General features: G+C 50.9%; 20 protein-coding genes. 14 read left to right on the top strand and 6 right to left on the bottom strand.

All coding sequences use genetic code 11. The features are described from left to right. Positions 1–16 precede the first annotated feature (16 nt). The 4 genes from P40081_RS19670 to P40081_RS19655 all read left to right on the top strand — a co-directional run bounded on the left by P40081_RS19670 (position 17) and on the right by P40081_RS19655 (position 4378). On the top strand, positions 17–991 hold the full coding sequence (locus tag P40081_RS19670) for a S66 family peptidase (protein ID WP_042137836.1): 975 nt from the start codon (positions 17–19) through the stop codon (positions 989–991). Between the two features lie 327 nt (positions 992–1318). Then, positions 1319–2113, top strand: a complete 795-nt coding sequence (gene thyA / locus P40081_RS19665) for a thymidylate synthase (protein ID WP_042137834.1) — start codon at positions 1319–1321, stop codon at positions 2111–2113. 49 nt (positions 2114–2162) lie between these two features. Continuing rightward, positions 2163–2654, top strand: coding sequence for a dihydrofolate reductase (locus P40081_RS19660; RefSeq protein WP_039299136.1), 492 nt, complete (start codon positions 2163–2165; stop codon positions 2652–2654). Positions 2655–2890: 236 nt separating this feature from the next. Further along, complete coding sequence (locus tag P40081_RS19655; RefSeq protein WP_042137832.1) at positions 2891–4378, top strand: glutamate synthase subunit beta; 1488 nt, start codon at positions 2891–2893, stop codon at positions 4376–4378. A 118-nt stretch (positions 4379–4496) separates the two neighbouring features. On the opposite strand, the gene P40081_RS19650 is transcribed toward P40081_RS19655, so the two are convergent. Further along, positions 4497–6497 (bottom strand): methyl-accepting chemotaxis protein, encoded by a 2001-nt coding sequence (locus P40081_RS19650; RefSeq protein ID WP_042137830.1) that lies wholly within the window; start codon positions 6495–6497, stop codon positions 4497–4499. Between the two features lie 579 nt (positions 6498–7076). On the opposite strand from P40081_RS19650, the gene P40081_RS19645 reads away from it, so the two are divergent. Beyond that, positions 7077–8780 carry a proline--tRNA ligase gene (locus tag P40081_RS19645; RefSeq protein ID WP_042137828.1) on the top strand — a complete coding sequence of 568 codons (1704 nt, stop codon included), beginning with the start codon at positions 7077–7079 and terminating at the stop codon, positions 8778–8780. 399 nt (positions 8781–9179) lie between these two features. On the opposite strand, the gene P40081_RS40070 is transcribed toward P40081_RS19645, so the two are convergent. After that, entirely contained in the window at positions 9180–9668 is a 489-nt protein-coding gene (locus tag P40081_RS40070) for a DUF2569 family protein (RefSeq protein WP_042137826.1), read from the bottom strand. Positions 9669–9944: 276 nt separating this feature from the next. Here P40081_RS40070 and P40081_RS19635 point away from each other — a divergent pair, with 276 nt between their 5' ends. Further along, the gene (locus P40081_RS19635; protein ID WP_042137824.1) at positions 9945–12212 is read left to right on the top strand and encodes a type IA DNA topoisomerase; all 2268 of its coding nucleotides are present in this window, start codon (positions 9945–9947) and stop codon (positions 12210–12212) included. A gap of 76 nt (positions 12213–12288) precedes the next feature. On the opposite strand, the gene P40081_RS19630 is transcribed toward P40081_RS19635, so the two are convergent. The 3 genes from P40081_RS19630 to P40081_RS19620 form a co-directional block, all read right to left on the bottom strand. After that, positions 12289–13032 carry a DsbA family protein gene (locus P40081_RS19630; RefSeq protein WP_042137822.1) on the bottom strand — a complete coding sequence of 248 codons (744 nt, stop codon included), beginning with the start codon at positions 13030–13032 and terminating at the stop codon, positions 12289–12291. Between the two features lie 85 nt (positions 13033–13117). Continuing rightward, on the bottom strand, positions 13118–13870 hold the full coding sequence (locus P40081_RS19625) for an HAD family hydrolase (protein WP_042137820.1): 753 nt from the start codon (positions 13868–13870) through the stop codon (positions 13118–13120). 123 nt (positions 13871–13993) lie between these two features. Beyond that, a complete protein-coding gene (locus P40081_RS19620; RefSeq protein ID WP_042137818.1) occupies positions 13994–14911 on the bottom strand; it encodes an ArsR/SmtB family transcription factor in 918 nt (305 codons plus the stop codon). 182 nt (positions 14912–15093) lie between these two features. Between P40081_RS19620 and P40081_RS19615 the strand changes: the two genes are divergently transcribed. From P40081_RS19615 to P40081_RS38590, 6 genes are all read left to right on the top strand, one after another. Continuing rightward, positions 15094–16230 carry an MFS transporter gene (locus P40081_RS19615; protein ID WP_042141254.1) on the top strand — a complete coding sequence of 379 codons (1137 nt, stop codon included), beginning with the start codon at positions 15094–15096 and terminating at the stop codon, positions 16228–16230. An 89-nt stretch (positions 16231–16319) separates the two neighbouring features. Continuing rightward, the gene (locus P40081_RS19610) at positions 16320–17045 is read left to right on the top strand and encodes a phosphonate ABC transporter ATP-binding protein (RefSeq protein WP_042137817.1); all 726 of its coding nucleotides are present in this window, start codon (positions 16320–16322) and stop codon (positions 17043–17045) included. 36 nt (positions 17046–17081) lie between these two features. Beyond that, positions 17082–18368 carry a hypothetical protein gene (locus P40081_RS19605; protein WP_197074250.1) on the top strand — a complete coding sequence of 429 codons (1287 nt, stop codon included), beginning with the start codon at positions 17082–17084 and terminating at the stop codon, positions 18366–18368. Further along, entirely contained in the window at positions 18361–19059 is a 699-nt protein-coding gene (locus tag P40081_RS19600) for a response regulator transcription factor (RefSeq protein ID WP_039299112.1), read from the top strand. Before P40081_RS19605 ends, P40081_RS19600 begins: the two co-directional genes overlap by 8 nt. Then, positions 19056–20462: a sensor histidine kinase gene (locus P40081_RS19595; protein ID WP_039299109.1), complete on the top strand. Its 1407-nt coding sequence runs from the start codon at positions 19056–19058 to the stop codon at positions 20460–20462. Before P40081_RS19600 ends, P40081_RS19595 begins: the two co-directional genes overlap by 4 nt. After that, positions 20459–21544, top strand: coding sequence for a GNAT family N-acetyltransferase (locus P40081_RS38590; RefSeq protein ID WP_156118652.1), 1086 nt, complete (start codon positions 20459–20461; stop codon positions 21542–21544). The genes P40081_RS19595 and P40081_RS38590 overlap by 4 nt, the downstream gene beginning before the upstream one ends. Positions 21545–21636: 92 nt before the next feature. On the opposite strand, the gene P40081_RS19580 is transcribed toward P40081_RS38590, so the two are convergent. Continuing rightward, the gene (locus tag P40081_RS19580; protein ID WP_042137813.1) at positions 21637–22860 is read right to left on the bottom strand and encodes a glucose-1-phosphate adenylyltransferase; all 1224 of its coding nucleotides are present in this window, start codon (positions 22858–22860) and stop codon (positions 21637–21639) included. A 217-nt stretch (positions 22861–23077) separates the two neighbouring features. Between P40081_RS19580 and glgB the strand changes: the two genes are divergently transcribed. Then, positions 23078–24997, top strand: a complete 1920-nt coding sequence (gene glgB / locus P40081_RS19575) for a 1,4-alpha-glucan branching protein GlgB (protein ID WP_042137811.1) — start codon at positions 23078–23080, stop codon at positions 24995–24997. Between the two features lie 30 nt (positions 24998–25027). Continuing rightward, on the top strand, positions 25028–26464 hold the full coding sequence (glgA, locus tag P40081_RS19570; protein ID WP_042137810.1) for a glycogen synthase GlgA: 1437 nt from the start codon (positions 25028–25030) through the stop codon (positions 26462–26464). The last annotated feature ends 19 nt before the right edge of the window (positions 26465–26483 follow it).

Raw genomic sequence — 26483 nt, 5'->3', positions numbered from 1 at the left:
GACGGGGAGTGGGATCATGCAAGCTGCGAAATTAATAACAGGGGACGAAATCAGAATTATATCACCGGCAAACAGCCTGGGGTTCATAGCCAAAGATCAGCTCGAACATGCCACAAAACTGCTGGAGAAGCTTGGTTTTACGGTTTCTTTTGCCGGACATGCTTATGAACAAGATATCTTCGGCTCATCATCCGTTGCCTCCAGAGTAGAAGATATACATAATGCCTTCAGCGATCCCCAGGTCAAAGGAATATTGACAACCCTGGGCGGACATAACAGCAATCAGCTGCTGCGTGAACTTGATTATGACCTCATTGCGGCCAACCCCAAGCGGTTGTGCGGGTATTCAGATATTACTGTGCTGAGTAACGCAATATACGCCAAGACAGGCCTGCTCACCTATTCCGGACCCCATTTCTCCACTTTCGGCATGAAGCTCGGTAATGAGTATACTGTGGAGTGTTTCACGAAAATGATGATGGGTCATGAAGCCGTCACCGTAGAGCCCTCTGAACATTGGAGCGATGACGCTTGGTTTATAGATCAGGAGAACCGGGTTTTTGAAAAAAACAGCGGCCCTTATATCATTAACGAAGGCGAAACGGAGGGTACGCTGCTCGGCGGAAATCTGTGTACGCTCAGCCTGCTGCACGGAACGGAGTACATGCCGGATCTGGAAGGCTCGGTTCTGTTTCTGGAGGATGATTTCGAGGTCTATCCTGAAGTGTTTGACCGTGATCTGGTAGCGCTGATTCAGCAGCCGGGGTTCTCAGGGGTCAAAGGACTGGCACTAGGCAGGTTTCAGCGGGGGTCGAGAATGAGCCGCGAGATCCTGCACACCATCATCAAATCCAAAAAGGAGCTGGAGCAGCTCCCCGTGATTGCTGATGTTAATTTTGGCCACGCATCGCCGATAATCACTTTTCCCATAGGAGGAAGAGCATCACTGCAAGCATTGCAGGAGAAGGTAGAGCTTAAGATCTGGGAGTAGAGGAGGGCAGAGCATGATGAACAACGGGACAGAGCATGTGCTGGAGCTGCAGAGGGTGCTTAAGCAAATAATTACTAAACAGATTCCTGTACATGTTAGCTGTCTGCTCTTATCGCCGGATGAGTTGTAGTCTCAAGAGTAATCATCATATTTTAGTGCGGGAATTCCGCTAGTTAATTCCCTCTATTATCAGGATTAGGAAAAACTGCTTTTGTCAGTATTTGCTGTCCGCAGGAAATAACATTTTCTGCGCGCGAACAAGTTACAAGCACGGGCAGGTCATGGTAAACTGGTATAAGAAAAAAAGAGAGTGGGGTGCGATACTGCTTGCGTAATTACTTGGATTTATTGCAGGATATACTGGACAACGGTACAGCCAAAGGCGACCGGACCGGCACTGGCACAGTGTCTGTATTCGGGCGTCAGCTCCGCTTCGATCTGTCGAAGGGATTTCCGCTGATGACCACCAAACGCATCCATCTGAAATCGGTGGTGCATGAGCTGCTCTGGTTCCTCAAAGGGGATACCAATACTTCTTATCTGAAGGAGAATGGAGTCTCCATCTGGGATGAATGGGCAGATGAGAACGGTGAGCTGGGACCGGTATACGGTTCACAGTGGCGGGCCTGGGAGAGCAAGGACGGACGCCATATCGACCAGATTGCGAATGTTATTGAGTCGATTAAGCATAATCCGGATTCGCGCCGTCATATCGTCAGTGCCTGGAATGTAGGCGAGATTGAGCAGATGAAGCTACCGCCATGCCATTTTGTGTTTCAGTTCTATGTAGCGGGCGGGAAGCTCTCCTGTATGCTTACCATGCGTTCTGTGGACACGTTCCTGGGGCTTCCTTTTAACATAGCCAGCTACGCGCTGCTCACCCATATGGTGGCCCAGCAGACAGGGCTTGAGGTTGGTGAATTTATCTGGTCAGGCGGCGATGTGCACATATATACAAATCATATGGAGCAAGTGGCCACACAGCTCGCGCGGGAGCCTTACGCATTGCCGAAGCTGAATATCCGCCGGGTGCCTGACAGTATTTTTGATTATACGTTTGAGGATTTCGAGTTTACCGACTATGTCCATCATCCGGGGATCAAAGCGCCGGTTGCAATATAACCCTGTCCGGAAACCTAATCTATGATTTCATGGAAAAGAGGGCATGAATATGAGTATCACCATGATTTGGGCGATGGCTTCGAATGGTGTGATTGGTAAGAATAACGATATGCCCTGGCATTTGCCGCTGGATTTCGCTTATTTCAAAGCAGAGACACTCGGCAAAAGAATGCTGATGGGCCGCAAAACATGGGACTCTCTCGGCGGGAAGCCGCTTAAAGGCCGCACCAGCCTTATTCTGACCCGGGACCACAGCTTTGCGCCGGAAGGTGCGGAGGTTGTACACTCGTTGGAAGAAGCCCTGGCAGAAGGCCGTAAAGAGGATGAGCTGATGGTGATCGGCGGAGCTGAGATCTACAGCCTGATGCTGCCTCATGCAGATAAGCTGCTGGTCACGCGGATTTACGCGGATATTGCGGGCGATACGAAGTTTCCGGAGGTCAACTGGAGCCAGTGGAACGAAATCTCAAGTACACAGGGGATTCGCAATGAACAGAATCCTTATGATTACCGTTTTTTTGTATATGAACGCAGGGAGTAACGAAAAAGCGTTTTCTCTGACACAAGATGTGAAATAGTACAAATAATCAGCAGATTAATCCATTACAGTGTGAAAGTATTGAATGCTACTATAATTAAAATTAGAAATGATATTTCACTAGGTAGTATAAAATATGCAGGTTCTTCACCTACGCTGCATTAGATATATTTCTGCCGCAGGTATGTTATAGTGTACAATACATCAACACGAAGAGAACGGATGGGGGAAACGTAAATATGTCTACACCTACTGGATTTATGGAGTATAAGCGTCAGCTCCCAGGGGACCGGGATCCCGAGCAGCGCATCAAGGATTGGGAAGAGTTCCATGAGCATCTGACCGAGGACGAGCTTCGGACCCAGGGTGCCCGCTGTATGGATTGTGGAACACCTTATTGCCATACCGGCATTGATATGAGCGGCGGTACCTCGGGCTGTCCGGTGCATAATCTTATTCCGGAATGGAATAATCTTGTCTACCGGGGATTGTGGAAGGAAGCGCTGGAACGTCTGCACAAGACGAATAATTTCCCGGAATTTACGGGCAGCATCTGTCCTGCACCCTGTGAGGGTTCATGTACCGTCGGCCTGATTGGCCAGCCTGTCACCATTAAGACCATTGAGCTGGCAATCGTGGACAAAGGCTTTGAAGAGGGTTGGGTGGTACCGAATCCTCCGGAGAAACGCACAGGCAAACGGGTTGCCATTGTCGGCTCCGGACCGGCAGGTCTGGCGGCAGCCGCTCAGCTGAACAAAGCGGGCCATACTGTGACGGTCTTTGAGCGCAGTGACCGCATCGGGGGCCTCCTGATGTATGGTATCCCTACCATGAAGCTGGACAAACGTGTCGTGCAGCGCCGTGTGGATCTGCTGGCAGCGGAAGGCATCCAGTTCGTAGTGAATACAGAAATCGGCAAGGATATTCCTGCACAGCAGCTGGTGGATGAATATGATGCCGTTGTACTCTGCGGCGGAGCGACCAAAGCAAGACGCTTCAATGTAGAAGGCAATGAGCTGAATGGCGTAATGTACGCTATGGATTACCTTAACGGTACGATTAAGAGCTATCTGAATTCCAATCTGGAGGATGGCAACTATGTATCGGCTGCCGGCAAGGATGTTATCGTACTTGGCGGCGGGGACACGGGTTCCGACTGCGTGGCTACCTCATTGCGTCACGGCTGCAGCAGTATTACACAGTTCGGTACGCATGACAAGGCGCCGCTGGAGCGCGATCCGATTGCTAACCCATGGCCGCAATTCCCTAATGTCTATACGCTGGATTATGCCCAGCAGGAAGCCAAGGCGGTCTTCGGTGAAGATCCGCGTGAATTCTCCATCATGACTACGAAATTTGTAGGCGATGAAGAAGGCAACCTCAAGGAGCTGCACACCGTGCAAATCCGCCGTATGGTGGATGAGACCGGACGGAAGATTTACCAGCCGGTTCCGGGAACTGAGGCTGTCTATCCCGCTCAGCTTGCGCTGATCGCGATCGGCTTCGACGGACCGGAGCAGGATATTATTGAGGAGCTCAAGCTGGATACGGACCGCCGCAGCAATGTAAAGGCCCGTTACGGTAAGTTCAACACCAATGTGGATAAAGTATTCGCAGCCGGAGATATGCGCCGTGGTCAGAGTCTGGTGGTCTGGGCGATCAACGAAGGCCGTGAAGCGGCACGTGAAGTGGATAGATATCTGATGGGTTCGACCGTACTCGTCTAGATAATAAGACAATGAGTTTTTAGCCTTAATATAATAAAATGCACAAAAAAACCGTCATCCCAGCATTTGCTGAGTGACGGTTTTTTGTGTGCTGCTATAGGACTGTAATCCGTGTGAACTAGTCCTCCAGCTTGAAGCGTTCGATCTTAAGCTGCAGTGCTGCGGCCATCTTGGACAGCTCGGTGGAGGAGGAGGAGATTTCCTCCATGGAGGCAAGCTGCTGCTCGGTAGCCGCTGTTACGCTCTGGAATGCATCTGAAGTCGAACGCGAGATGCCGGAAATTTCATGAACAGAAGCAGCTACCTCCTGCGCACCGGCAGACATTTGCTCGGTAATGGCCGAGATGTCATGCAGCTGGCTGTTGATTTTGGTCGTAGAGTGCTCAATACTGATAAACGCTTCCTTAGCTTCGGCTGTAACCTGAATGCCCAAATCTACATCTGCTGCAACCGTATGCCGGATGGCTTCATAGGTCTGATCAATCAGCCGGGTCATCTGCAGCAGGGTGTCCTGGATATCTCCGGCGGTATTCTTCGATTGATCCGCCAGCTTCCGTACCTCAGTGGCGACTACAGCGAATCCTCTGCCATGTTCTCCGGCCCGGGCGGCTTCGATTCCGGCGTTCAGCGACAACAGGTTAGTCTGCACGGCAATAGCTGTAATTGCGCTGCTCATAGCCGAGACTTCGGTGTTCAGGCCGTTTAATTGGCCGATCAGCTCCGAAGAATGGTGGGTGGAGGTACGGATGGCATCCATCTGCCGGCTGACCTGTTCGATCTTGAGGCTGCCGCTAAGCACGTCAGCTTCTGTATTGGCCGAAGAATCTACGATGGTGGCTGCAGCTTCTGCGATTTTTTGGATACCTGAGGACATTTCCTCCATCGCACGCGAGGTCTCAGCCATCGCTGAAGTCTGCGTTTCAGCACCTTCTGAAGATTCCTGCACGAGTCCGGTCACATAAGCAGTAGCTTTGGAGTTCTCCTCAGTCGTGGCTGTAAGCTGCTGGCTTGAAGAGGCAAGCTGTGCCGAAGTGTCTGAAATATCAGAAACGATACCGCGCAGAGAACCTACCATCAGATTATAATTCTCCGCCAGCTGGCCGATTTCGTCCGACCGGTTAATGTGAATCTGTTCGTTCAGATACCCTTCGCTCACCCGCTGCGCGGAACGGTTCAGACTGCGGATCGGATTCGTGATGGAGCGGATAATCAGGAACAATAAGGTCATGCTGACGATCAGAGACACAGCCAGTACAATTGCTCCTGTATTAATAATAGGCTGCGTCGCATCAGAGAATTCCTGGGTCGGAAGAATGCCGACAATCTTGAATCCGGTATTCGCATCGGTTGTATAGTAACCCCGCATATCCATGCCTGAATCCGGATTTGTATAGTCGAGATCTCCGCTTTCATTAACCAGCATCTCCACGACATAGTCTGCTACATCATCACCTGCAGCTTTTACGGGATGAGAGACGAACTTATGATTCCGGTCAACAATATAAAAATAGCCTGTTTCCCCTGGCGTGGTCTTGTTGATTTTCTCACTTAAGGCTTTCAGGTTAAGGCTGGTTGTAATCGCGCCCTGGCCATCCTTCAGCGTTTCCGAGATAAAGAGCGTATAGTTGCCGGTTGTTGCTGAGACAAAAGGGTCGATGATTGTGATTTTACCGGGATTCAGCAGGGTTGCCTTATACCAGTCTCTGGTGCGCGGATCATATTCCTGCTTCCCGGGATCGGGGGCTTTCATCCAGGCACCCTGATTATTGCCCACCGTTAAGATCTCCAGCTCGGGATGCGCCTTCATGAACAATTCAATCAGCGTACGCGTTTCCGGCGAATTTGCATCAATATCGGAAGAATTAATCTGCTGGCTTAGCAGATCTACATTTCGCATTGCGGCTGAAACATATTCGTTAATTGTACTTGCGACCAGATCCACACTGGAATGCGTGGCATCCTGCATTTTGATCTTCAATTGCTTGTTTGCACTGAAATAAGAGAAAGTACTTACGAGCAGGATGGGGATCACCAGCATAATACTGAATAGGATCATCATTTTTCTTTGCAGTGACCCTGACTTGGATTTTCGTTTAGAACGGTTGACGGATTTGGACATTGGAATGGTTCCCCCTCGGATACATGGAAATCGGCTTCTATATGAGAATGTAGCCGTTTCTTTGAATAACTCTACTCATATATTCGGTTTATCGACACAGTTTTTTCATATCTGAAGACGTCTGGAAAAAATATTTAATTGCATCATAGCTTTTCGCGAATGAAAGGGTATACAATTTACAAAATGTTGAATTTCAGCAGAATTGTGTTTTTTCAGTACGGGCTTGACGGGTACCGAAATATCGTATAGATTAAGTACAATATTTATAGTGTACAAAGCGTTGACCAAGGATCTATGTTTCCGTACCCGCCAGAACAGAGAGGGGATTCACCGGCTGAAAGGTCCCTCAAGTGCGCGTGAAGCATACCCTGCCTTGGAAGCTGCAGCTTATGGCGATATGTATAATGCTGCCGGCCCCGGCCGTTATCCGGATTTGAGGATCGCCAGGCTCTGTATGGCGGTTGAACCAGGGTGGTAACACGACGCATTCGTCCCTGACGGATGCGTCTTTTTTGCGTCCTTTTGGAGTTATTAAGCTGGGCACTAAAAATATTTATCGAAAGAAAGAGGCTGATCACTATGCGCCAAACCAATCTATTCGTCACAACTCTCCGCGAAGCCCCTGCTGAAGCGGAAACGATGAGCCACCAGCTGCTGCTGCGCGCCGGATACATCCGCCAGCTGGCGGCAGGAGTGTATACATATATGCCGCTGGGGCGGAGGGTACTCCGCAAGATTGAGAACATTGTCAGGGAAGAGATGGATGCCTCTGGAGCACAAGAGCTGCTTATGCCTTCTCTGCAGCCCGCAGAGCTCTGGAAAGAATCGGACCGATATGACGTGTACGGTAAGGAGCTTATGAAGCTGCAGGACCGTCATGAACGGGAATTTGTGCTTGGACCTACCCATGAAGAGGTAGTGACAGCACTTGTAAGGGATGAAATTAACTCCTACCGGCGCCTTCCCCTCACGGTGTATCAGATTCAGACGAAGTTCCGCGATGAACGACGTCCGCGTTCAGGGCTACTGCGGGGCAGGGAGTTCCTCATGAAGGATGCCTACTCTTTTGACACAGGCTGGGAAGGTCTCGATATGAACTATGAGCAGATGTACAATGCCTACAGGCGGATATTTAACCGCTGCGGTCTGACCTACCGGGCAGTGCAGGCCAATGCCGGGGCTATCGGCGGAAAAGGCCAGAATCACGAATTTATGGCTCTGTCAGAGATTGGAGAGGATACGGTTGCGGTCTGCTCCATCTGCGATTATGCCGCAAATCTGGAGCAGGCTGAAGTACGCGGGGGAGCCGCATTCGAGGAGCGGGATTACAGCGGCATCCCTGTACCTGTAAAGTTCCATACGCCTAATCAGAAGACGATCCAGCAGCTGGAGCAGGAGAGCCGGATCAAACCGCAGGATATTATCAAGACACTGATCTACACCGGCGGCGGCCGGTCCTTTGCCGTGCTGGTGCGGGGAGATCATGAGGTCAATGAACTGAAGGTGGAGAAGTATCTGGGCTGCGGTGAAATCGCATTGGCTGAGTATGATAGTGTGCAGGCGGCGGCCGGAGTTGAGAGCGGCTTTGTCGGTCCGGCCGGATTGTCTTTAACCATCCTGGTTGACGCAGCCGTTGCCGGCATGACAGAGGCGGTCACAGGTGCCGGTGAAAAAGATTACCATCTGCGTGGCGTAGTACCTGGCCGCGATTTCACGCTTGCGCATGTTGGGGATTTCCGCAACGCTGCTGCAGGTGATATCTGTCCGGAGTGTGGCGAAGGGAAGCTGGTGTTTCATCAGGGGATTGAGGTAGGGCATGTCTTCAAGCTCGGCACAGTCTATAGTGAGAAGCTTGGTGCGACCTTCTTAGATACGGCCGGGCGGAGCCAGCCTATGGTGATGGGCTGCTATGGTATCGGAATTTCGCGGCTCCTGTCATCGGTCGCAGAGCAGAATCATGATAACCAGGGGCTGATCTGGCCGGCGGCCATAGCTCCTTATACGGTTCATATTCTGCTGATGTCCGTGAAGGATGAGGGCCAGCGTGAGGTTGCTGAAGCCTTGTACGCACAGCTCACCGCCATCGGCATTGAGACGCTGCTGGATGACCGGGATGAGCGGGCCGGGGTCAAGTTTAAGGATTCCGGGCTGATCGGTATTCCGGTTGCTCTGGTCGTGGGCAAGGGGGCAGCAGAGCAGAAGGTCGAATATATGGACCGCCGAGCCGGGACCAAAGAAATGATTGATATCAGTGAGGCTGTGGCGCGGGTGAGCGGGATCTAAGGTTTCTTGAGCGGGACATGGTACAAAGGCCGATTAAGGTTTCTATGGAACCTAATTGGCCTGCTGTATCTATCCAATATAAACATCTACCTCTGTACTCCGAAACGCAGCAGGCAGTTCTTCCACAAGCAGATGGGCATTTTCAAAGAAATATTCTTTATCGGTATCCTTTAATATAAAATCCTGCACAAATACAACATTTCCCTCATAAAATCGGCCACAATGTAAAAATGTTGTATGGAATGCAGCAATTCTCAGGCATTATGTGTCTAATCGGAACAATTCTTGTATTTTGTACAACAATCCACCAGCACGTCTGGGTATTTACGAATCAAAGCTGCACAACGTACAACATTTTGAATAACTCTGTTTGATTACCCATAACAAAAACTGCGTCTTTTACGCATATGTGTTTTTCACTCTTTTAGATATGAGTAAGTAAGGCAACCAGATCAGCATATAAGCCAATGAAGATATAACTCCCTGATATATATTTATTTCTTCATAGAATTCCTCCGGCAAAAAATGAATACCCAGCAGCCAAAAAAGTGTTAAGCATTGAATAATGAAAGAGCTGATTATGTAAATTACAGATAACTTTTTGAACCATATACTATGCCTTATACAAAAATAGATAATGAATATAATCATAATACAGATGAACAAACTTAGGATGGTATCAACAATTAATGACGGATACAAGGATGAATTATAATATTCACTGTCTGGATCGGTGATTAGTTTGAATTCGTCAGAAATGATAATGGAGTAGTTATCAAGGGTACTTAATAGAAGTCTGATAAATTGTACGAACAAGCTAGCAGCAAACAGCACTAACCATCCGCCAAATCCTACATATGATTTTCTTGAAATGTTTTTATTCGCCATGAGTTCACCCTTAAGATCCGCATCGGCTGCAGGTTTTGCTGAATTTATGTAACTGAATTATATATCGCGAATAAATAGTGCGAAATGACATATTTAGATGTATCTATTGGAATGAGAAAATATTTATTGAACTGCGACTCAACCTGTGAGCTATAACCGCTAATCCCGCGGGTCTGAACTCAGTCTTCAAGTCAATACGTTAAAAAGTGGTGAAGTAATGGTATAATAGACTACTGGACGTATTTTGGAAGAACCATGGGTAAGGAGCGATTATTTTTGAAGACACTCATTATTGCGGAAAAACCGGACATGGGGCGGAATATCGCCGCCGCAATAGAACCGAAGGCCAAAAATTACCGTTCCTATCTGGAAGGGGAGCAGTACATTATCACCTGGGCGATCGGGCATCTGATTGGCCTGGCGGAGCCGGAAGCTTACGACAACAAATATAAAAAGTGGAACATTAATGATCTGCCGATCATTCCGGAGCAGTTCAAGCTGGTGCCGAATGCGCGGACGCTGGATCAGCTGAAGGTGATCGGAGAACTGGCGAAGCGAAGTGATCTGCTGGTCAATTCCTGTGATGCCGGGCGCGAAGGGCAGCATATTTTCTCGTTAATCCAGCGCCATCTGGAGCTCAGCCAGCCGGTCAAGCGGCTGTGGATTTCTGACCTGACACCGGAAACGATCCGCAAAGGGTTCCAGGAGCTGAAGGACGGCTCGGAATACGAGAATCTGACCAAGGCGGCAAGGGCACGCAGTGAAGCGGATTGGCTGATCGGAATGAACGGTTCGCGGGCGTTTACGACCAAGCACAATGTGCTGCTGTCTGTAGGTCGGGTGCAGACCCCCGTGCTTGCGCTGATTTATGACCGCCAGAAGACAATTGAGGCGTTCTCCTCGCTGAAGTTTTTTGAGGTGGAGGGGCATTTCAGCCAGAACGAACTGAACTACAAGGGAATGTGGCAGGGGGACCGGCTCACTGACGGTGCCCAAGCAGAAGCGCTTGCAGCCAAAGTGAAGGGCAAGCCTGCCAGAATTGAATCGTATGAGGTTAAGGAAACCAAGGAATATCCGAACAAGCTGTATGATTTGACGCTGCTGCAGCGTGAGGCGAACGGGAAATATGCATTTTCGGCCAAAAAAACGCTGGATATTGCCCAGGCACTCTATGAAAAGCACAAAGTGATATCCTATCCGCGTACCAACTCCAACTACGTGACGGAGCAGAACATCCCGGAGATGCACAAGACGCTGTCGGCGCTGCAAGGTACGCAGTACGATGAATGGGTGAAGGGTGCCAACCGCAACCTGGTCCATAAAGGCAACAAGTTTATCTGTAACCCGTCCAAGGTTGAGGATCACCATGCCATTCTGCCGACGAACCGCAAGGCGAACGGACTGAGCGCGGATGAAGCCAAGCTGTACGACCTGATCGTCCGCCGTTTCCTCTCCCAGTTCTATCCGGCTGCTGAATACAAGGTGCATACTGTAATCACCGAAGTGGAGAATGAGAAGTTCAAAACCACCGTCAAGGAGCTGCTCAGTCTGGGCTGGAAGGTGATTTACGGAGACCAGAAGAAGGATAAGTCCAAACCGGCCAAGGGCAAAGGCAAGGAGGATGAAGAGGACGACGAGGTTGAGGTGAACGAGCCGTTCTCGATCTCAACAACGGATGAGGTGATCTGCAGTGACGCCATCGTTAAGGAGAAGGATACCCAGCCGCCGAAGCATTACACGGAAGGGACTTTGCTCAAGGCGATGGAAAGCGCAGGCAAGCAGATTGAGGATGAGGAGCTCCGCGATGCCATGAAGGATTCGGGGCTCGGCACTCCGGCGACACGGGCAGCAACCATTGAGCGGCTGAAGAATGTCGGCTACGTGGAGATGCAGGGTAAAAAAATCGCCATCACCCAAAAGGGGCGGACGGCGATTGAGCTGATCCGCGGTGCGGGCGTCGAACTGCTGACTTCGCCGGAAATGACCGGCCAGTGGGAGCGCCGCCTGAATGAGATTGCCCGCGGCACAGCCGCGGACGGCCAGTTCATGGAGAACGTCAAACGTTTCGCCTCCATGATCGTGGACAAGGTCCGGGTGCAGTCCCGTGCAGCCAAAAACTCCTTCGAAGGCGAAACCCCTTCGCTGAACGCCGGAGCCAAAGGACGCAGTGCGGGAGCTGCGCCGCGCAAAGCTGCGGACCGCAAAGCCGCCGACAAACCGGCAGCGGCAAGAAAACGCAGTGAGCCGGCTGCCGAGAAAGCGGAGGATTCCGGGCCGAAGATAATCGGCAGCTGCCCGCGGCCCGGCTGCGGCGGGATGATCTTCATGGGCCGCAAGGGCTACGGCTGCTCCCATTACAAGGAAGGCTGCAAATTCGTGATCTGGAAAGAAAATCACGGCCGCACGCTCACCGATGCCCAGGTGAAAGCATTGATCGAGAAGGGCAAGACCGGCAAGCTCAAGTTGGCTGCCGAAGACGGCTCTCCGCTGGAAGGCAAGCTGGTACTGACCAACATGGATACAGGACAGCTGGCTGTGGAATAATTCATAAATGAAAAAAGCGCCCCGGCCAGTTTTTCCCGGCCGGGGCGCTTTTTATATGCTTTTACAGGCTGTGAATTTACTTAGCTTCTTGCAGTGCGCTGTCAATCGCAGCGCTTAAGCCTTCATAAGAGGAGTCAGGCAGCAGAACACCGTTCACCATGAACTTGGGCGTGCCGTTTACACCGTAAGCGCCGGCGATCTTGAAGTCTTCTTTTACATCGAACATATAGGTATGGTTCTTGACGTCCTGCTCGAACTGTCCGTAGTCGATGCCTTCGATGTTATCCTTAACGAATTTCAGGATGAACTTCTGCGTAGCCCAGATCTTGCTCTCATCCCCCTGATTGGCATAGAGCTTATGGACATATTCCCAGAACTTCTCGTTGCTCTGCTTGTATATGGCTTCACCTGCACTGGCGGCAAGATAGGAGTCCCGGTCAATGAAGGCAAAGTTCATGAAGTAGAACTGTGCTATTCCGGTATCCACGTAATCCTTGATGAACGTATCCAGATAGGTTGCGGTCCATTTTTTGCAGGCTGGACATTTGAAATCGGCAAACTCAATGACCTTCACCTTAGCATCTTCCTTGCCCAGATGAGGCTGTTTCTCATATTTCAGCCCGTCAACAACGATTGTTCCCTTCACATCTGTGTAATTGGGCAGGCCCTCGAGTTCGGCTGAACCGGATGACTTGCTGCCTGTAGTGATGAAGAACAGTAAAACCACCAGAAGAACCACAATGACTGCAAGCAACATGGGGAGCAGACGTTTGTTACCCGTGGAATTCTTGGAATTCTTAGATTTCATAGGTTTGTTCATTGCCTACCTCCTGCGCGGGATGAAAATCTACTCAAATAGTATAATCATACCCGCAGCAGGCTGCATATGTCATTTGTAACACCAGTCAGCCGTGATGCTTGCGCAGGGCAGCCGAACGGATCACCGGCGGTACCTCATGAATTGCTGAAATGGTCATGACCGACTGCTGCATTTCACGCTGAAGCTCAATCAGGTTGTAGAGCCACTCATTCTGTTGCTTCAGATAGATGCTGTTAATGCCGGCAGTCAGCGCGGGAAGCACGTCCGTCCGCAGGGAGTTGCCGATCATCCAGGTTATTTTGCGGTCGAAATTGTAAGTGGTCAGGATATTCTCAAGCGCCTCCACATTCTTATGCTGGCGGATGTAGATCCGGTCATCGAAGTAGGCGTCCAGCTTCATTTGGGCGATTTTGCGCTGCTGGATGGAATCATCTCCGCCAGTGTAGAGGTACAGGGAATGACCATCCTGCTTCAAGGTATCGAGGGTTTCCACCATACCCGGGTAGGCTTCAACCTCCTGATCGTATACGCTCAGGCCGAGCTTCATCAGCTGCTGCTCCTCGAACGGATCGGTCTTGCGGTTAAATTTGGCGGCGAAATAACGGTATGTGGCAATCAGGGATTTCGGGAAATTATCGCTGGCCAGTCCGCTGGTGCTGACTGTTTCTACATCGATTTCTACCTGCTTGGTGCGGAACTCGCTCATGGTCGGTCCGTAATCACTGAACCAGTCCGACATAAGCTCGAAATACCGGCCTAGAATGAGGTCAAAATATTTGTTGCAGTGCACCAGGGTGTCGTCCAGATCGAAGATTACTTGTTGTGTCAAATATTTCATACTGCTCACTCCTAAATGTTTTGTGAGGAATCCTTCTATGATGTGCGCTTCGAACAAAACCTGCTCCGGAAGCATCCGCTTGGTTGTGTAAGTAAATACGCCTCGGCTGTAAATGTACAATTATTATATACGAATATAAGACTCCAGAAACATCTGAAGTTCAGCTGCGCCATCCGGCCGTATGCTGTAGCGTTCAGTGCCTTCACCTCGCAGATGTACGCGCAGCAGTCCGGCGACCCGCAGACTGAGCAGATGATGCATCAGCATCTCCCGCGACTGGTTCAGCTCGGACTGCATCTCCCACAGGGTCTTGGGCTCACCCGCCACAAAGCGGAGCAGTCTCAGCCGGGTCGGGTCGGAGAGGGCCTGGGTTAACCGGAGCAGCACTGTCGGCGGCTCCTCTTCATTCTCGGAGGGTACATCGACCGGATATTGTACAAGCATCAGATTCTTATAGAAGCAATAAGTATTGATCGGCCGGTTATGTACCGTAGGAAGCAGCACAATGGTCTTCAGCTCAGGAATATCTTCAATAACTACGCCGCCCGAGGCATATTCGATCAGCGGCACCATGTCCATTTTGCTCTCAAGCATTTTTTTCTCGGATGCGTCTTCAATCAGGAGCGGCAGGATCGTGTGTTCCACATGACGGAAATAATGCTCATACCACATCCGCAGCAGCGGGGTATAGCCGTTCTTGATCCGGGCACATTCCTCAAGTGTGAAGTTGTGGAAGAAGGGGGCGGTCCGCAACAGGCAATCCTCAACGGTAGAGGCTTCAAGCTCATCCAGGAACTGCAGTACTTTGGAAGCTTCCCCCCGGCTGTAAGCCCAGGCATAGAGCACATCATAGTCGTCAAAAGGCCATTCGGCAGCCTGCTTCAGCGCGGCCAGCTGCATAGGCGGGAACCGGCCGTCTACATCCCGAACCCAATCGGTGCCGATCTCCAGATTGGAAATCCATTTCTTCGTCACATATAGCATAAAACTGTCCAGCAGTTCATATACGGGTGAAACATCAATTTCGAGTTCATACTTCATCAAGCCGGGTCACCTCCAGAAAATCCGTCACTTCTATATATTATCTCTTGTTTTGAAGAGGGTTGTCCACTATAATGTTCGGTGTTTGCCGCTCTGACGGCAGTTTTGATCACCGCTGAATTACATAGGAGGATTTATTCGTGTCCGATTCCAAATCTATACCGCTTGCGCACAGCAGCACAATGAATTATATGATTCTGATTACCGTAATTATATTGGCAGGACTTAGCCAGGGGATGCTGCTGCCGGTATTATCCATTCTGCTCGAGCAAAAGGGTGTATCCTCCTCACTGAACGGATTAAATGCCGCAGCGCTATACGTAGGATCCTTCGCAATGACCCTGATTGCAGAGCGGGTACTTGGCGCAATCGGCTTCAAGAAGCTCATTGCCGCAGGCCTCAGTCTGGTGCTGGTGACACTGCTCCTGTTCCCGCTGCTTCCCGGGGTCAAGGTCTGGTTCGTGCTCCGGCTGCTTGTAGGCATAGGCGATTCAGCCATTAACTACGCCGCTCAGCTATGGGTGCTGCTGATGTCACCCGCCGAGCACCGCGGCCGCAATCTGTCCCTGTATGGAATGTCCTACGGACTGGGCTTCAGCCTGGGACCGCTGGGCATCATCCTGCTGCGCTTCGGCCCGTCCGCGCCGTTCCTGATTACCGCCGGACTGTTCGTGCTTGTCCTGCTGCTCGTTGCGGTCAAACTGCCGGATTCCCGTCCGCACCCGATAGACCATAGTGAAGGTCAGGCCAGACGGTTCGGACGAAGCTACAGGCTGGCCTGGTACGCACTGATCCCGGCACTGCTGTACGGATATATGGAAGCGAGCCTGAACAGTAACTTCCCTGTCTACGGACTGCGGATCGGCTTCAGTACGGATCAGATCGCAACGCTACTGCCGTTTGCCGGCATTGGCGGCCTGCTGCTGCAGCTGCCGCTTGGCATATGGAGCGACCGCTATGGCCGCAGAGCCATCCTGATTGCTTCGGGAGTAGGCGGAGGCCTTGCCTTCACACTGCTTCCGCTGGCCGGAGAGCATTTTCTGCTGAATCTGCTGCTCCTGATGATTGCCGGAGGCCTGGTAGGCTCCTTCTTCTCCCTTGGCCTGAGCTATGCCGCAGATATCCTGCCGCGCCATCTGCTTCCGGCGGCGAATGTTGTGTCTTCCTTCCATTATAGCCTTGGAAGTATCGCCGGACCCGGTGTCGGCGGGCTGCTGCTGCAATTCGGCTGGGGTGGCAGTGTATTCGCAGTAATGGGTGGTTTATATATTCTCTTCGGACTGACAGGCTTATTATTCTCGCCACGGAAGATAATTTGAGGTAAGATAAGAACGAATGCTCGCATGGAATTTGATCCCGCTTTCAGAGTACACTATAGAGTAGAGTTGAAGACAGGAGAGGCTGAACTATGATTACAGTTGAACATTTGGCCAAAGCGGTCGGGGAAGATAAAGCACCAGTTCTGCAGGATATCGGATTTCAATTAGAACCGGGTGAATTTGTGGTTATTCTGGGAGCCAGCGGAAGCGGAAAATCGACACTTCTGAAATGCCTGGCTCTGCGCGAGAAATGGGATAGAGGGAATTTCCGGGTAGACGGCAAGGACATCATGAAGAGCCCTTTTGCCGGCAAACGCAAAATCCGCCGCGAATGGGCCTATCTGGAGCAGAATGCGGAGCTGAATCCGAACCGTACGGCACTGAAGAACGTGCTGATCGGACAAGCCTCACAGACACCTCTGTGGCGGATGGCTACAGGAATGGTCCGCTCTGATGATTATATGGGGGCGATGGACCAGCTTGATCTGCTGGGTCTGCTGGACAAAGCAAAGATGAAGACGAGCCACCTCAGCGGCGGTGAACGTCAGCGTGTGGCTATCGCCCGCGCATTGGTTCACGGTGCTAAGGTTATACTTGCCGATGAACCTGTTACCGGTCTGGACCCCAAGACTGCGGAGAATGTGCTTGAAACGCTCCGTAAGCTGTGTAAGGAAACCGGATTAACTGTGATTACCGTACTGCCGATTGAACTGGCGGAACGTTTCGCCAGCCGGTTATGGGTACTGGAAGACGGAAGAATCAAACATGATGTGAAGGGGCGCCGGCTGACCTCACAGGAGCGGCTGCATCTGTGAAGCGGCAAGGTGTGCAATAAGGAGAGAGTGATGAAGTTGAATAAACGGTTACTCGGAAGGCTTACAGCAGCCTCTTTGTCCCTGTTTGTAATGTCCGGCTGTACCTTCATCAGCGATCCTGTTTCCCAGATGAAGGTGCCGCAGCTGTCCGCTGACAAAGCTTCGCTGATGACAGCGATTAATTCCTCACTGAAGCCGCTTGATGCAACGCTGATCCGTCCGGCCAATGATGATGACAGTTCTATTTTTACCGAGGATCTGGACAAGGACGGGATTATGGAGACGCTTGTCTTCTACCAGACGAAGAATGAAGCTGTAGTGATCCACGGGATGATTCTGGAGAAGCATGAGGACACCTGGGTCAAGAAGCTTGTTTTTGACGGTGACGGAACGATGCTGGATTCGGTTGATCTTAGGGATGTGACGGGAGACGGGAAGCTTGATATTGTTACCGGCTATTCGCGCGGGGATGAAAAGGGCATGGTGGTCTACAGTTATTCCGGCGGAGAGCTGGAAGAAATTCTGACGAAGCCTTACACCAAATATATACTGGATGATTTGAACGAGGACGGGATTGCCGACATTACAGTCGTGTATTTCAAACGCAATGAATTCGCCACAATAACTACCTATCAATATAATGACAGCTTCAAGGTGCTTGACGAATTGGATAATCTGGACCCCTATTTCGATAATTATTACAATATTGTCTCAGGAAAAGTGGCGGAGAACAAAGAAGGTATAGTTCTGGATTCTGCTGTGGATTCGCGCTCTGCTTATACAACAATTGTTGTTATGGAGAATAACAAGCTGCGCGTAGCCATTCCGGGAGATGTACGGACCTTCAAGGACCGGAAGATTGTCAGTGAGGATATTGACCTGGATGGAATTATTGAGATCGGAATGCTGGAGCCCCCCTCGGGGTGGGAGTATTTCGACCCTGAGACCATACCGTATTTCAATTCTTATTACAAATGGGACGGAAAAGACGGCTTGACCTTTAGTACTCAGTTGTATAATGATCCTTCGGACCGGTTTACCATTAATTTTTCTCCGGAATGGCATGAGAATGTCACTGTGGATACCAAGTCCGTTCAGGACAAATCGCTTAAATTCATTATGCTCGACACCGGGGAGACTGTAGCTGAGGTATCGTTCTTCTCACCGGCAGAATGGGATAGGGTAAAGAACTCCGGCTGGAAGCTTCTGGGGCGTGATCTGGACAAAATGATCGGCTACCGCGGGGAACTGGAGCAAAACACCATCGGGGGAGAGAACGGAAGAGTCAAATCTTCTATAGAGAGGAAGGGAATCGATGAGTAAAGTACTGATTCTGGAGGATGAAGAATCCATCCGCAGTTTTATTGTGATCAATCTTAAACGCAACGGGTTTGAAGTGCTCGAAGCCGCTGACGGCAATGAGGCTCTGCATAAGCTGACAACGGTTCCGGATATTGATATTGCCCTGCTGGATGTCATGGTGCCCGGCATCGACGGCTTTGAGGTCTGCAGACGCATTAGAGAAACTAACGAGCGGCTCGGCATTATTTTTCTGACAGCCAAAGTTCAGGAGCAGGATAAGGTATATGCACTGTCTGTTGGCGCAGATGATCATGTCAGCAAGCCGTTTAGTCCAACCGAGCTGATTGCCCGTATCCAGTCCCTGCTGCGCCGGGTCAATGTTCACCGTGAGCAGTCGGCCAAAGTCTCATTTCACTCGGGTCCGTTTACGCTGGATCTGATCTCGAAGCAGTTCAAGAAGAGCGGTGAAGCGATTGAGCTTACGCCTACTGAATTTTCGCTGGTGCAATTCTTCCTTGAGAAGGAGAATACGCCGCTCAGCCGCGACTCCCTGCTCGATCATGTGTGGGGCAAGGAGTACATGGGCGATCCCAAAATCGTTGACGTGAATATACGCCGCTTGCGCCAGAAAATCGAAAATAATCCGTCAGAGCCTGAATTCCTGCAGACGGTGTGGGGGCACGGCTACAAATGGAAAGGTCAGGTACAATGATTAAGAAGGGGATGCGCAGACAGATCGTACTGCACTATATTCTTGTAGTCTTTGTGGCGCTTCTCCTCGTGGAGACTATTTTTCTGCTGGCGATCCGGACGTATTATTACGACAGCATCTACAGCAAAATCACCACTCATATCAGTGCGGGGGAGACTTTCGTAAAATATGAATTCTCAGCGGAACGATCGCCGAATCAGCTGCTGAACCTGCTCGACTTCTTCAATCTGGAGTATACCGAACTAGAAGTTCTGACATTAAATGGAGATATCATTACCAGTTCCACCGGATTTCAGCCGGACCGGACCATCACCACCAGTGATGTTCCCGAGGCTGTGGGCGGTAGTGTCGGGCGCTGGGTGGGCCGGCAGGCCGGGACGAATGAGAGTGTAATGGCCGTCTCCAAGATGGTGCAGATCAACTCGCATGAAACTTACATCTTGCGTTACCTGACCTCCATGGAGGGAGTCAACAAGGATCTGCTGAATCTGACGCTGCTCTCCATTGGCATCGGGGCGGCGGTTATGTCGATCGTGGTCTTGTTCAGCTTCGGTCTCGCAAATTCCATTGTGCGGCCGCTCAACAATATCACGGCTGTGTCGGCGCAGATGGCCAAGGGGAAGTTCACCACCCGCATCAAGGGGGATTACCGGTACGAAATCGCTGAACTGGCTTCAACGCTCAATTATATGGCGGAGGAGATCGTCCGCAGTAATCAGATTAAGGATGATTTCATTTCTTCGATCTCCCATGAGCTGCGGACACCGCTGACCAGCATCAAGGGCTGGAGTGAGACTCTCATCTCAGGCGGCTACGATCCCGAGGAAACCAAGCTGGGTATGGGCATCATCTCCAAGGAGAGCGACCGGCTGATCGGGCTGGTGGAAGAGATTCTGGACTTCTCCAAGCTGCAGCAGAACGAAATGAAGCTGTCGATTACCCAGGTGGATATCAAGGTCCTGCTGCAGGAGACGCTGCTGAATATCTGGGCCAAGGCCGAGAAGAAGCGGATTCACCTGCTGCTGGAATGCGAAGAGACTATCTATATAAGAGGCGATGCGAACCGGCTGAAGCAGGTGTTCCTCAATCTGGTCGACAATGCTGTGAAGTTCTCGCCTGAGGATTCCAGTATCGTCCTGTCCGCTGAACGCCTGTCGAATACAGAGATGGCCGTAATTGTAAGGGATAGCGGGATCGGCATCAGCGAAGCGCATCTGTCCAGAGTGCGGGACCGGTTCTTCCAGGTCGATGCGCTCAACGGCGGAACCGGCCTTGGCCTTGCGATCTCCCAGCAGATTGTAGAGCTTCATAACGGCAAGCTGGAAATGGACAGCGAGCTTGGCAAGGGTACTCAGGTTACCGTTATTTTGCCGCTTGATGATGTGCAGGAGGAGAAGGCATGAATACACAGGAATCAGGGAAATCTTCTTCAGAACAAAGGCTCGAGATGATCCGCGGCGGACGTGAACATTCAGCGGATATTCTGAAGCTCCTCCGGGAAGCGGCAGGCTGGATGGAGAGCAAAGGAATCAACCAGTGGACGCCGGGGCAATTCAGCATCCGCGATGTGGAGGATTATTTGAGCAGCAGAGAGGTTTATCTGGCCATGGAGGGAGCGGCTCTTGCCGGGATGTTCACTCTGCAGTTCAGCGATATCCAGTACTGGGGAGACCGCAATGACGAATCCTATGCCTATCTGCACCGGCTCGCTGTAGCCAAATCCCACCGCGGCATGGGACTTGGCGGCCAGATGATCCGATTTGCGTTACGAAGAGCGGAGGAACGGGGTTGTGCGGGTCTCAGACTGGATACAGTAGCCCATAATATTAAGCTTAACCGTTACTATCAGAGCCTGGGATTTCACTATATGGGTACCCGGGATGTCGGAGCAGGCCGGTTGGTTAACCTGTATGAGTATGAAGCGGAGACCGGCGATCCGGGCAGCGTAATTCTCCGGTATATGGGGGAAGCTGATTACGCTTTAATGAGGGAATGGAGTGTTTCCCCGGAGTATTTGAAGAAGTGGGCAGGTCCATCGTTGTCCTACCCTCTGGATGACCGGCAGCTTGAGCGATATCTGGACGGAGCCAATCATCCGGCAGAGTCTGGTTTGCTGGTCTATTGTGCGGTGCTGAGAGCTACCGGACAAACGGTTGGACATATAAGCTTATCCGGAATCGACCGTGAGAACGGTTCGGCCAGAATAAGCAGGGTCGTCGTCGACCCCGGGAGCCAAGGGCGGGGAATCGGACTGCAGATGGTTCGTGAAGTCCTGCGTATCGGCTTCGAGGGGTTGCGGCTCCACCGGATATCCCTTGGAGTTTTCGATTTCAACACGGCGGCACAGAAAACCTACGAGACAGCCGGATTTACACGGGAGGGGATTTCGCGTGAGGCTGCTACATTCGGCGGGCGCTATGCCGATTGCATCGAGATGGGCATATTGGACAGGGAGTGGAGGGCAAACCGCCCCTCCGGCAAATGAATAGGAAGAACCTACAAAAGGGATACAGCAGAAGGTCGGATAGACCTTAGCTGTATCCCTTTTATGTAGCAGCCCTTAAGGCTGATGTAAGATTATGAAGGCATCCCTTCCGCGCGCAGACGGCCGGTCTTCTCGTAGACCTCCTGAAGCAGACGGGAAGGCTGGGTACGGATGATTGGCTTGGCTGCTACGATCTCATGCGGGCCGACAACCACGATGTTGTCCGCGCTGCCTTTAATCACAGCGCCGTCTTTGATGACTGCTCCCTCCCCGATAATCGCATTCTCAATCAGAACACCGCGGCCGATGCGGACACCCGGCATAATTACACTCTGCTTGATCTTGCTTAGCTTGCCGATCTCTACACCGCCGAAGATAACGGAACGCTGGAGATTGCCTTCCAAGGTGCAGGTTTCGTGCATCAGGCAATCTGCAGGCGGTGCCTGAACCCGTGGTTTATAGGCAGCCAGCTTCGTACGGTAAGACCGGCTGTACATCGGCCAGCGGGAGTTGTCGAGCTTGAAGCCATTCTCGGACTGCAGCAGATCCATATGTGCCTCCCAGAGGCTGTCAACCGTACCTACATCTCTCCAATACCCGTCAAAGCGGTATGCGAACAATTGGTCGTTGGCATCCAGCATGGACGGAATGACATCCTTGCCGAAGTCATGGCCGGATTCCGAATTAGCGGCATCCCGCAGCAAATAGCCTTTCAGATATTCCCATTCAAACATATAAATACCCATGGAGGCGAGGTTGCTTTTCGGAACCTTTGGCTTTTCGGCAAATTCAGAGATCTGGAGATCATCATTAACGTTCATCACACCGAACCGGCTGGCTTCATCCCAAGGCACTTCCATGACCGAAATGGTGGCTTTGGCTGCTTTGCCTACATGGTAATCCAGCATTTTACGGTAATCCATATGATAGATATGATCTGCAGACAGGATAAGCACATGCTCCGGATTCTGGCTGTCAATGTATTCTATGTTCTTATAAATGGCATCGGCTGTACCTGAATAGGTGTCTCTGCCTTCAACCCCTGAAGGAAGAAGCTTCACGCCTTTATCGCTGCGGCTGTGCAGTCCCCAAGGCTCACCTTCCCCAATATGATGATGTAAGGAATCGGCTTCGTACTGTGTCAGAACTCCAATAGTGTCGATCTTGGAATTTACACAATTGCTGAGTGGAAAATCAATGATTCTATATTGTCCTCCGAAAGGGACTGCAGGCTTAGCCATACTGGAGGTCAAGGGGGCTAATCTGCGGCCTTCCCCGCCAGCCAGGAGCATGGCGATACAATCTTTTTTACTCATTTGTTATCCCTCCCATTTTTTTGTCAATGCTTGTAATATAACCTGTCGGCAAGCGCTTGAAACGACATAGGTGAATTATATTGCTGTGCATCAGGAAAAATTACATCAATAATTTTCTTAATTCAGAAATCATTGAATTTGCCCGCAAAATCATTTTCAAACGGCACATATTGGGGTAATGTAATAGGTGCATCCTATATACTAAGGTGGTGATGATTTGGCCGAAATACCAAAAACAGTAAACCTCCCGTCATCTGAAGATATTTATCTGTTCCATGAGGGCACGAATTATCGCAGCTATACGATGCTTGGCGCGCACATTGCCGTGGAAGAAGGGCAAGCCGGCGTTCGCTTTACCGTGTGGGCTCCTCATGCGGCATATGTAGGACTGGCTGGTGATCATAATGGCTGGGATGGAACATTGGACTCCGACTCGTTATATAAGATACCCGATTCAGGATTTTGGAGTCGTTTTTTTCCGGGTATAGAGCCGGGAACTTTTTACAAATACAGGATTCATGGTGCAGATGGAACAAGCTTCCTCAAGGCTGATCCTTACGCGTTCAAAGCTGAGGTACGTCCGGCCACCGCTTCCGTTGTGGCGAATCTGGATGGTTACCAATGGGGCGACGCCGCGTGGCGCCGGAAGAGCAAAGCACCGTACAATGCGCCTATGAACATTTATGAAATGCACTTTGGGACCTGGCGCCAGAAGGATAATGGAGAACTCTATACTTATAGAGAGATGAGCAGCCTGCTGATCCCGTATCTGACGGAGATGAGTTACACTCATGTGGAGTTTATGCCGCTTGCCGAGCACCCGTATGATTTGTCCTGGGGGTATCAGGGAACCGGTTATTTTGCGGCCACCAGCCGCTTCGGTGATCCGCAGGATCTGATGTACCTGATTGATCAGCTGCATCAAGCCGGCATTGGGGTTATCCTCGACTGGGTTCCGGCCCATTTTGCCAAGGATGCCCACGGACTGAGAATGTTTGACGGTTCGCCGCTGTATGAATACGCCGATCCGATGCTGGCCGAGAAGCCGGGCTGGGGCACACTATCCTTTGATTTCAGCAAACCGGAGATCATATCGTTCCTGATTTCTAATGCGCTTTTTTGGTTTGAGATGTATCATATTGACGGTATGCGTGTGGATGCCGTAACCAGTATGCTGCGGCTTGATTTCGAGAAGCAGCACCATCAGTACACAAAGAACATGCACGGGGGTCTTGAGAATCTGGAAGCGATCGCGTTCATTCAGCAGTTGAATACGGCGATTTTCCGGTATTATCCGAAAGCTCTGATGATGGCCGAAGAATCCAGTGCCTGGCCTGGCGTAACCTCACCTGTTCATGAAGGGGGGCTCGGCTTTAATTACAAATGGAACATGGGCTGGATGAATGACACTCTTGGGTACATAGAACATGATTTCGGGGCGCGGCCCTACCATCATAATTTGTTGACCTTCCCGATCGTCTATGCCTATGCCGAGAACTATACTCTGCCTTTGTCCCATGACGAAGTGGTGCACGGCAAGAAGTCGCTGCTGAACAAAATGCCAGGCTCGTATGAGCAGAAGTTCGCCGGTCTGCGGGCATTGCTCGGTTACCAGATTAGTCATCCGGGCAAAAAGCTGCTGTTCATGGGCGGTGAGTTTGGTCAATTCATCGAATGGAAGGATCAGGACCAGCTCGACTGGCTGCTGCTGGAATATGAGGCCCACCGCCGGATGCTCGCTTACACGGCTGCCCTGAATAAGCTCTATCTCACGCAAAAAGCGCTGTGGGAGCTCGACCATGATATGGAGGGCTATCAATGGATTGACGCCGATGACAGCGGCCAGAGTGTTGCCTCCTATATCCGCAGAGGGAAGAGGCCTGTGGATACCTTGGTGATCATTATCAATTTCCAGCCGGTGGAACGGCGTAATTACCGGATCGGTGTGCCGCGTCCGGGGACCTATGAAGAGATATTCAGCTCGGAGACCCGCGAATATGGCGGTTCTGGTATTCATAATGAGCCTGTTAAGAGTGAGAAGAAGGAATGGCATAACCAGCTGAACAGCCTGGAGCTGACCCTTCCGCCGCTTGGATTCCTGGTGCTCAAGAAATCCGGACGCAAAACGATTAAATAAACTATTCATATCTATAAGGAGGAAATCTGGATGAAAGTTCTATTTGCTGCAGCTGAAGCCCATCCATTTATCAAAACAGGCGGGTTAGCCGACGTAATCGGTGCCCTGCCGAAGGCGCTTAAGGCTGCCGGAGTAGATGTTCGGGTAATCCTGCCCAAATACAAGGGGATCGCAGAGAAGTATTCCTCCCAGATGGAGCATGTCGCTGTCCTTGAGGTGCCGATCGGCTGGCGCAATCAATATTGCGGGATTGAACGGATTGTCTTTGAGGGAGTTCCTGTATACTTTATCGATAATGAGTATTACTTCGGACGTGACGGCATCTATGGGTATATGGATGACGGCGAACGTTTCGCTTTCTATAACCGCGCTGTGCTTGAATGCCTGCCGGCGATTAACTTCCAGCCTGATGTCCTGCATTGCCATGACTGGCATGCCGCGGTAATTCCGTTGCTGCTGCAGGCGCACTACCGTCACAATCCGTTCTACAGTGAGATGCGTACAGTGTTCACTATACATAATCTCCTGTACCAGGGGGTATTCCCGTATTCGGTGCTGGGCGAGCTGCTCGGTCTCGATGACAGCTATTTCCCTGGTGTAGAATATTACGGGAACGTGAACTATATGAAGGGTGGAATTGTCTACAGTGATCATGTGACCACGGTCAGTCCAACCTATGCCGATGAAATCCGTACACCTTATTATGGATATGGCCTTGACGGACTGCTGACCTCTCGTTCAGATGCTCTAAGCGGGATTGTCAACGGGATTGATACCAAGAGCTACAATCCGGCCAGTGATCCGTCTATTTTCACCCGTTACCGTTCCAACCTGGTCAAGAAAGCTGAGAATAAGCTGGGACTCCAGCAGGAACTGGGCTTGCCTGTAGCTCCTTATATTCCAATGGTAGCTATGGTTACCCGTCTTGTGGATTCCAAAGGGCTGGATCTCCTGACCCGGGTTCTCGATGAGCTGCTCTACTATGACGATATTCAGTTTGTCCTGCTGGGCACTGGTGATGAGGTCTACGAACGCTGGTTCCGCGAGGCGCAGTGGCGTTATCCGACCAAGCTGTCTTCACAGATTCTGTTCAATGATGCCTTGTCCCGCAAAATATATGCCGCCAGCGACCTGTTCCTGATGCCGTCCAAATTCGAGCCTTGCGGCATCAGCCAGCTGCTGGCTCTGCGTTATGGCAGTATTCCTGTAGTGCGTGAGACAGGCGGACTTAACGATACTGTTCAGGCGTACAACGAGGAGACCGGAGAGGGCAACGGCTTTACCTTCAAAGACTATAATGCCCATGATATGATGTACACGCTCCGCCGGGCCGTATCGTTCTACCACAAACCGGAGCACTGGAAAAAAGTAGCGAAGAATGCTTTCACCGGCGATTACAGCTGGAATGTATCTGCGCAGCAGTATATTGATATTTATAACAAGATTTCGGATAAAGTTACGGAGTAGAAGAACTATTGTATAGAAA

It is taken from the genome of Paenibacillus sp. FSL P4-0081 (genome assembly GCF_000758565.1).
In the GTDB taxonomy this organism is placed as follows: domain Bacteria; phylum Bacillota; class Bacilli; order Paenibacillales; family Paenibacillaceae; genus Paenibacillus_AQ; species Paenibacillus_AQ phytohabitans.
The sequence above is the reverse complement of the archived record's forward strand: the minus strand, read 5'-3'. Positions and strand labels throughout refer to the sequence as shown.

What these genes read in the sequence shown, in the direction of transcription:
- P40081_RS19660 (WP_039299136.1), top strand. Translation starts at nt 2,163, where the DNA reads ATGAGTATCACCATGATTTGGGCGATGGCTTCGAATGGTGTGATTGGT.
- P40081_RS19645 (WP_042137828.1), top strand. Translation starts at nt 7,077, where the DNA reads ATGCGCCAAACCAATCTATTCGTCACAACTCTCCGCGAAGCCCCTGCT.
- P40081_RS19620 (WP_042137818.1), bottom strand. Translation starts at nt 14,911, where the DNA reads ATGAAGTATGAACTCGAAATTGATGTTTCACCCGTATATGAACTGCTG.
- P40081_RS19610 (WP_042137817.1), top strand. Translation starts at nt 16,320, where the DNA reads ATGATTACAGTTGAACATTTGGCCAAAGCGGTCGGGGAAGATAAAGCA.
- P40081_RS19595 (WP_039299109.1), top strand. Translation starts at nt 19,056, where the DNA reads ATGATTAAGAAGGGGATGCGCAGACAGATCGTACTGCACTATATTCTT.
- P40081_RS19615 (WP_042141254.1), top strand. Translation starts at nt 15,094, where the DNA reads ATGAATTATATGATTCTGATTACCGTAATTATATTGGCAGGACTTAGC.
- P40081_RS40070 (WP_042137826.1), bottom strand. Translation starts at nt 9,668, where the DNA reads ATGGCGAATAAAAACATTTCAAGAAAATCATATGTAGGATTTGGCGGA.
- P40081_RS19655 (WP_042137832.1), top strand. Translation starts at nt 2,891, where the DNA reads ATGTCTACACCTACTGGATTTATGGAGTATAAGCGTCAGCTCCCAGGG.
- P40081_RS38590 (WP_156118652.1), top strand. Translation starts at nt 20,459, where the DNA reads ATGAATACACAGGAATCAGGGAAATCTTCTTCAGAACAAAGGCTCGAG.
- P40081_RS19650 (WP_042137830.1), bottom strand. Translation starts at nt 6,497, where the DNA reads ATGTCCAAATCCGTCAACCGTTCTAAACGAAAATCCAAGTCAGGGTCA.
- P40081_RS19670 (WP_042137836.1), top strand. Translation starts at nt 17, where the DNA reads ATGCAAGCTGCGAAATTAATAACAGGGGACGAAATCAGAATTATATCA.
- P40081_RS19625 (WP_042137820.1), bottom strand. Translation starts at nt 13,870, where the DNA reads ATGAAATATTTGACACAACAAGTAATCTTCGATCTGGACGACACCCTG.
- glgA (WP_042137810.1), top strand. Translation starts at nt 25,028, where the DNA reads ATGAAAGTTCTATTTGCTGCAGCTGAAGCCCATCCATTTATCAAAACA.
- P40081_RS19630 (WP_042137822.1), bottom strand. Translation starts at nt 13,032, where the DNA reads ATGAACAAACCTATGAAATCTAAGAATTCCAAGAATTCCACGGGTAAC.
- P40081_RS19600 (WP_039299112.1), top strand. Translation starts at nt 18,361, where the DNA reads ATGAGTAAAGTACTGATTCTGGAGGATGAAGAATCCATCCGCAGTTTT.
- P40081_RS19580 (WP_042137813.1), bottom strand. Translation starts at nt 22,860, where the DNA reads ATGAGTAAAAAAGATTGTATCGCCATGCTCCTGGCTGGCGGGGAAGGC.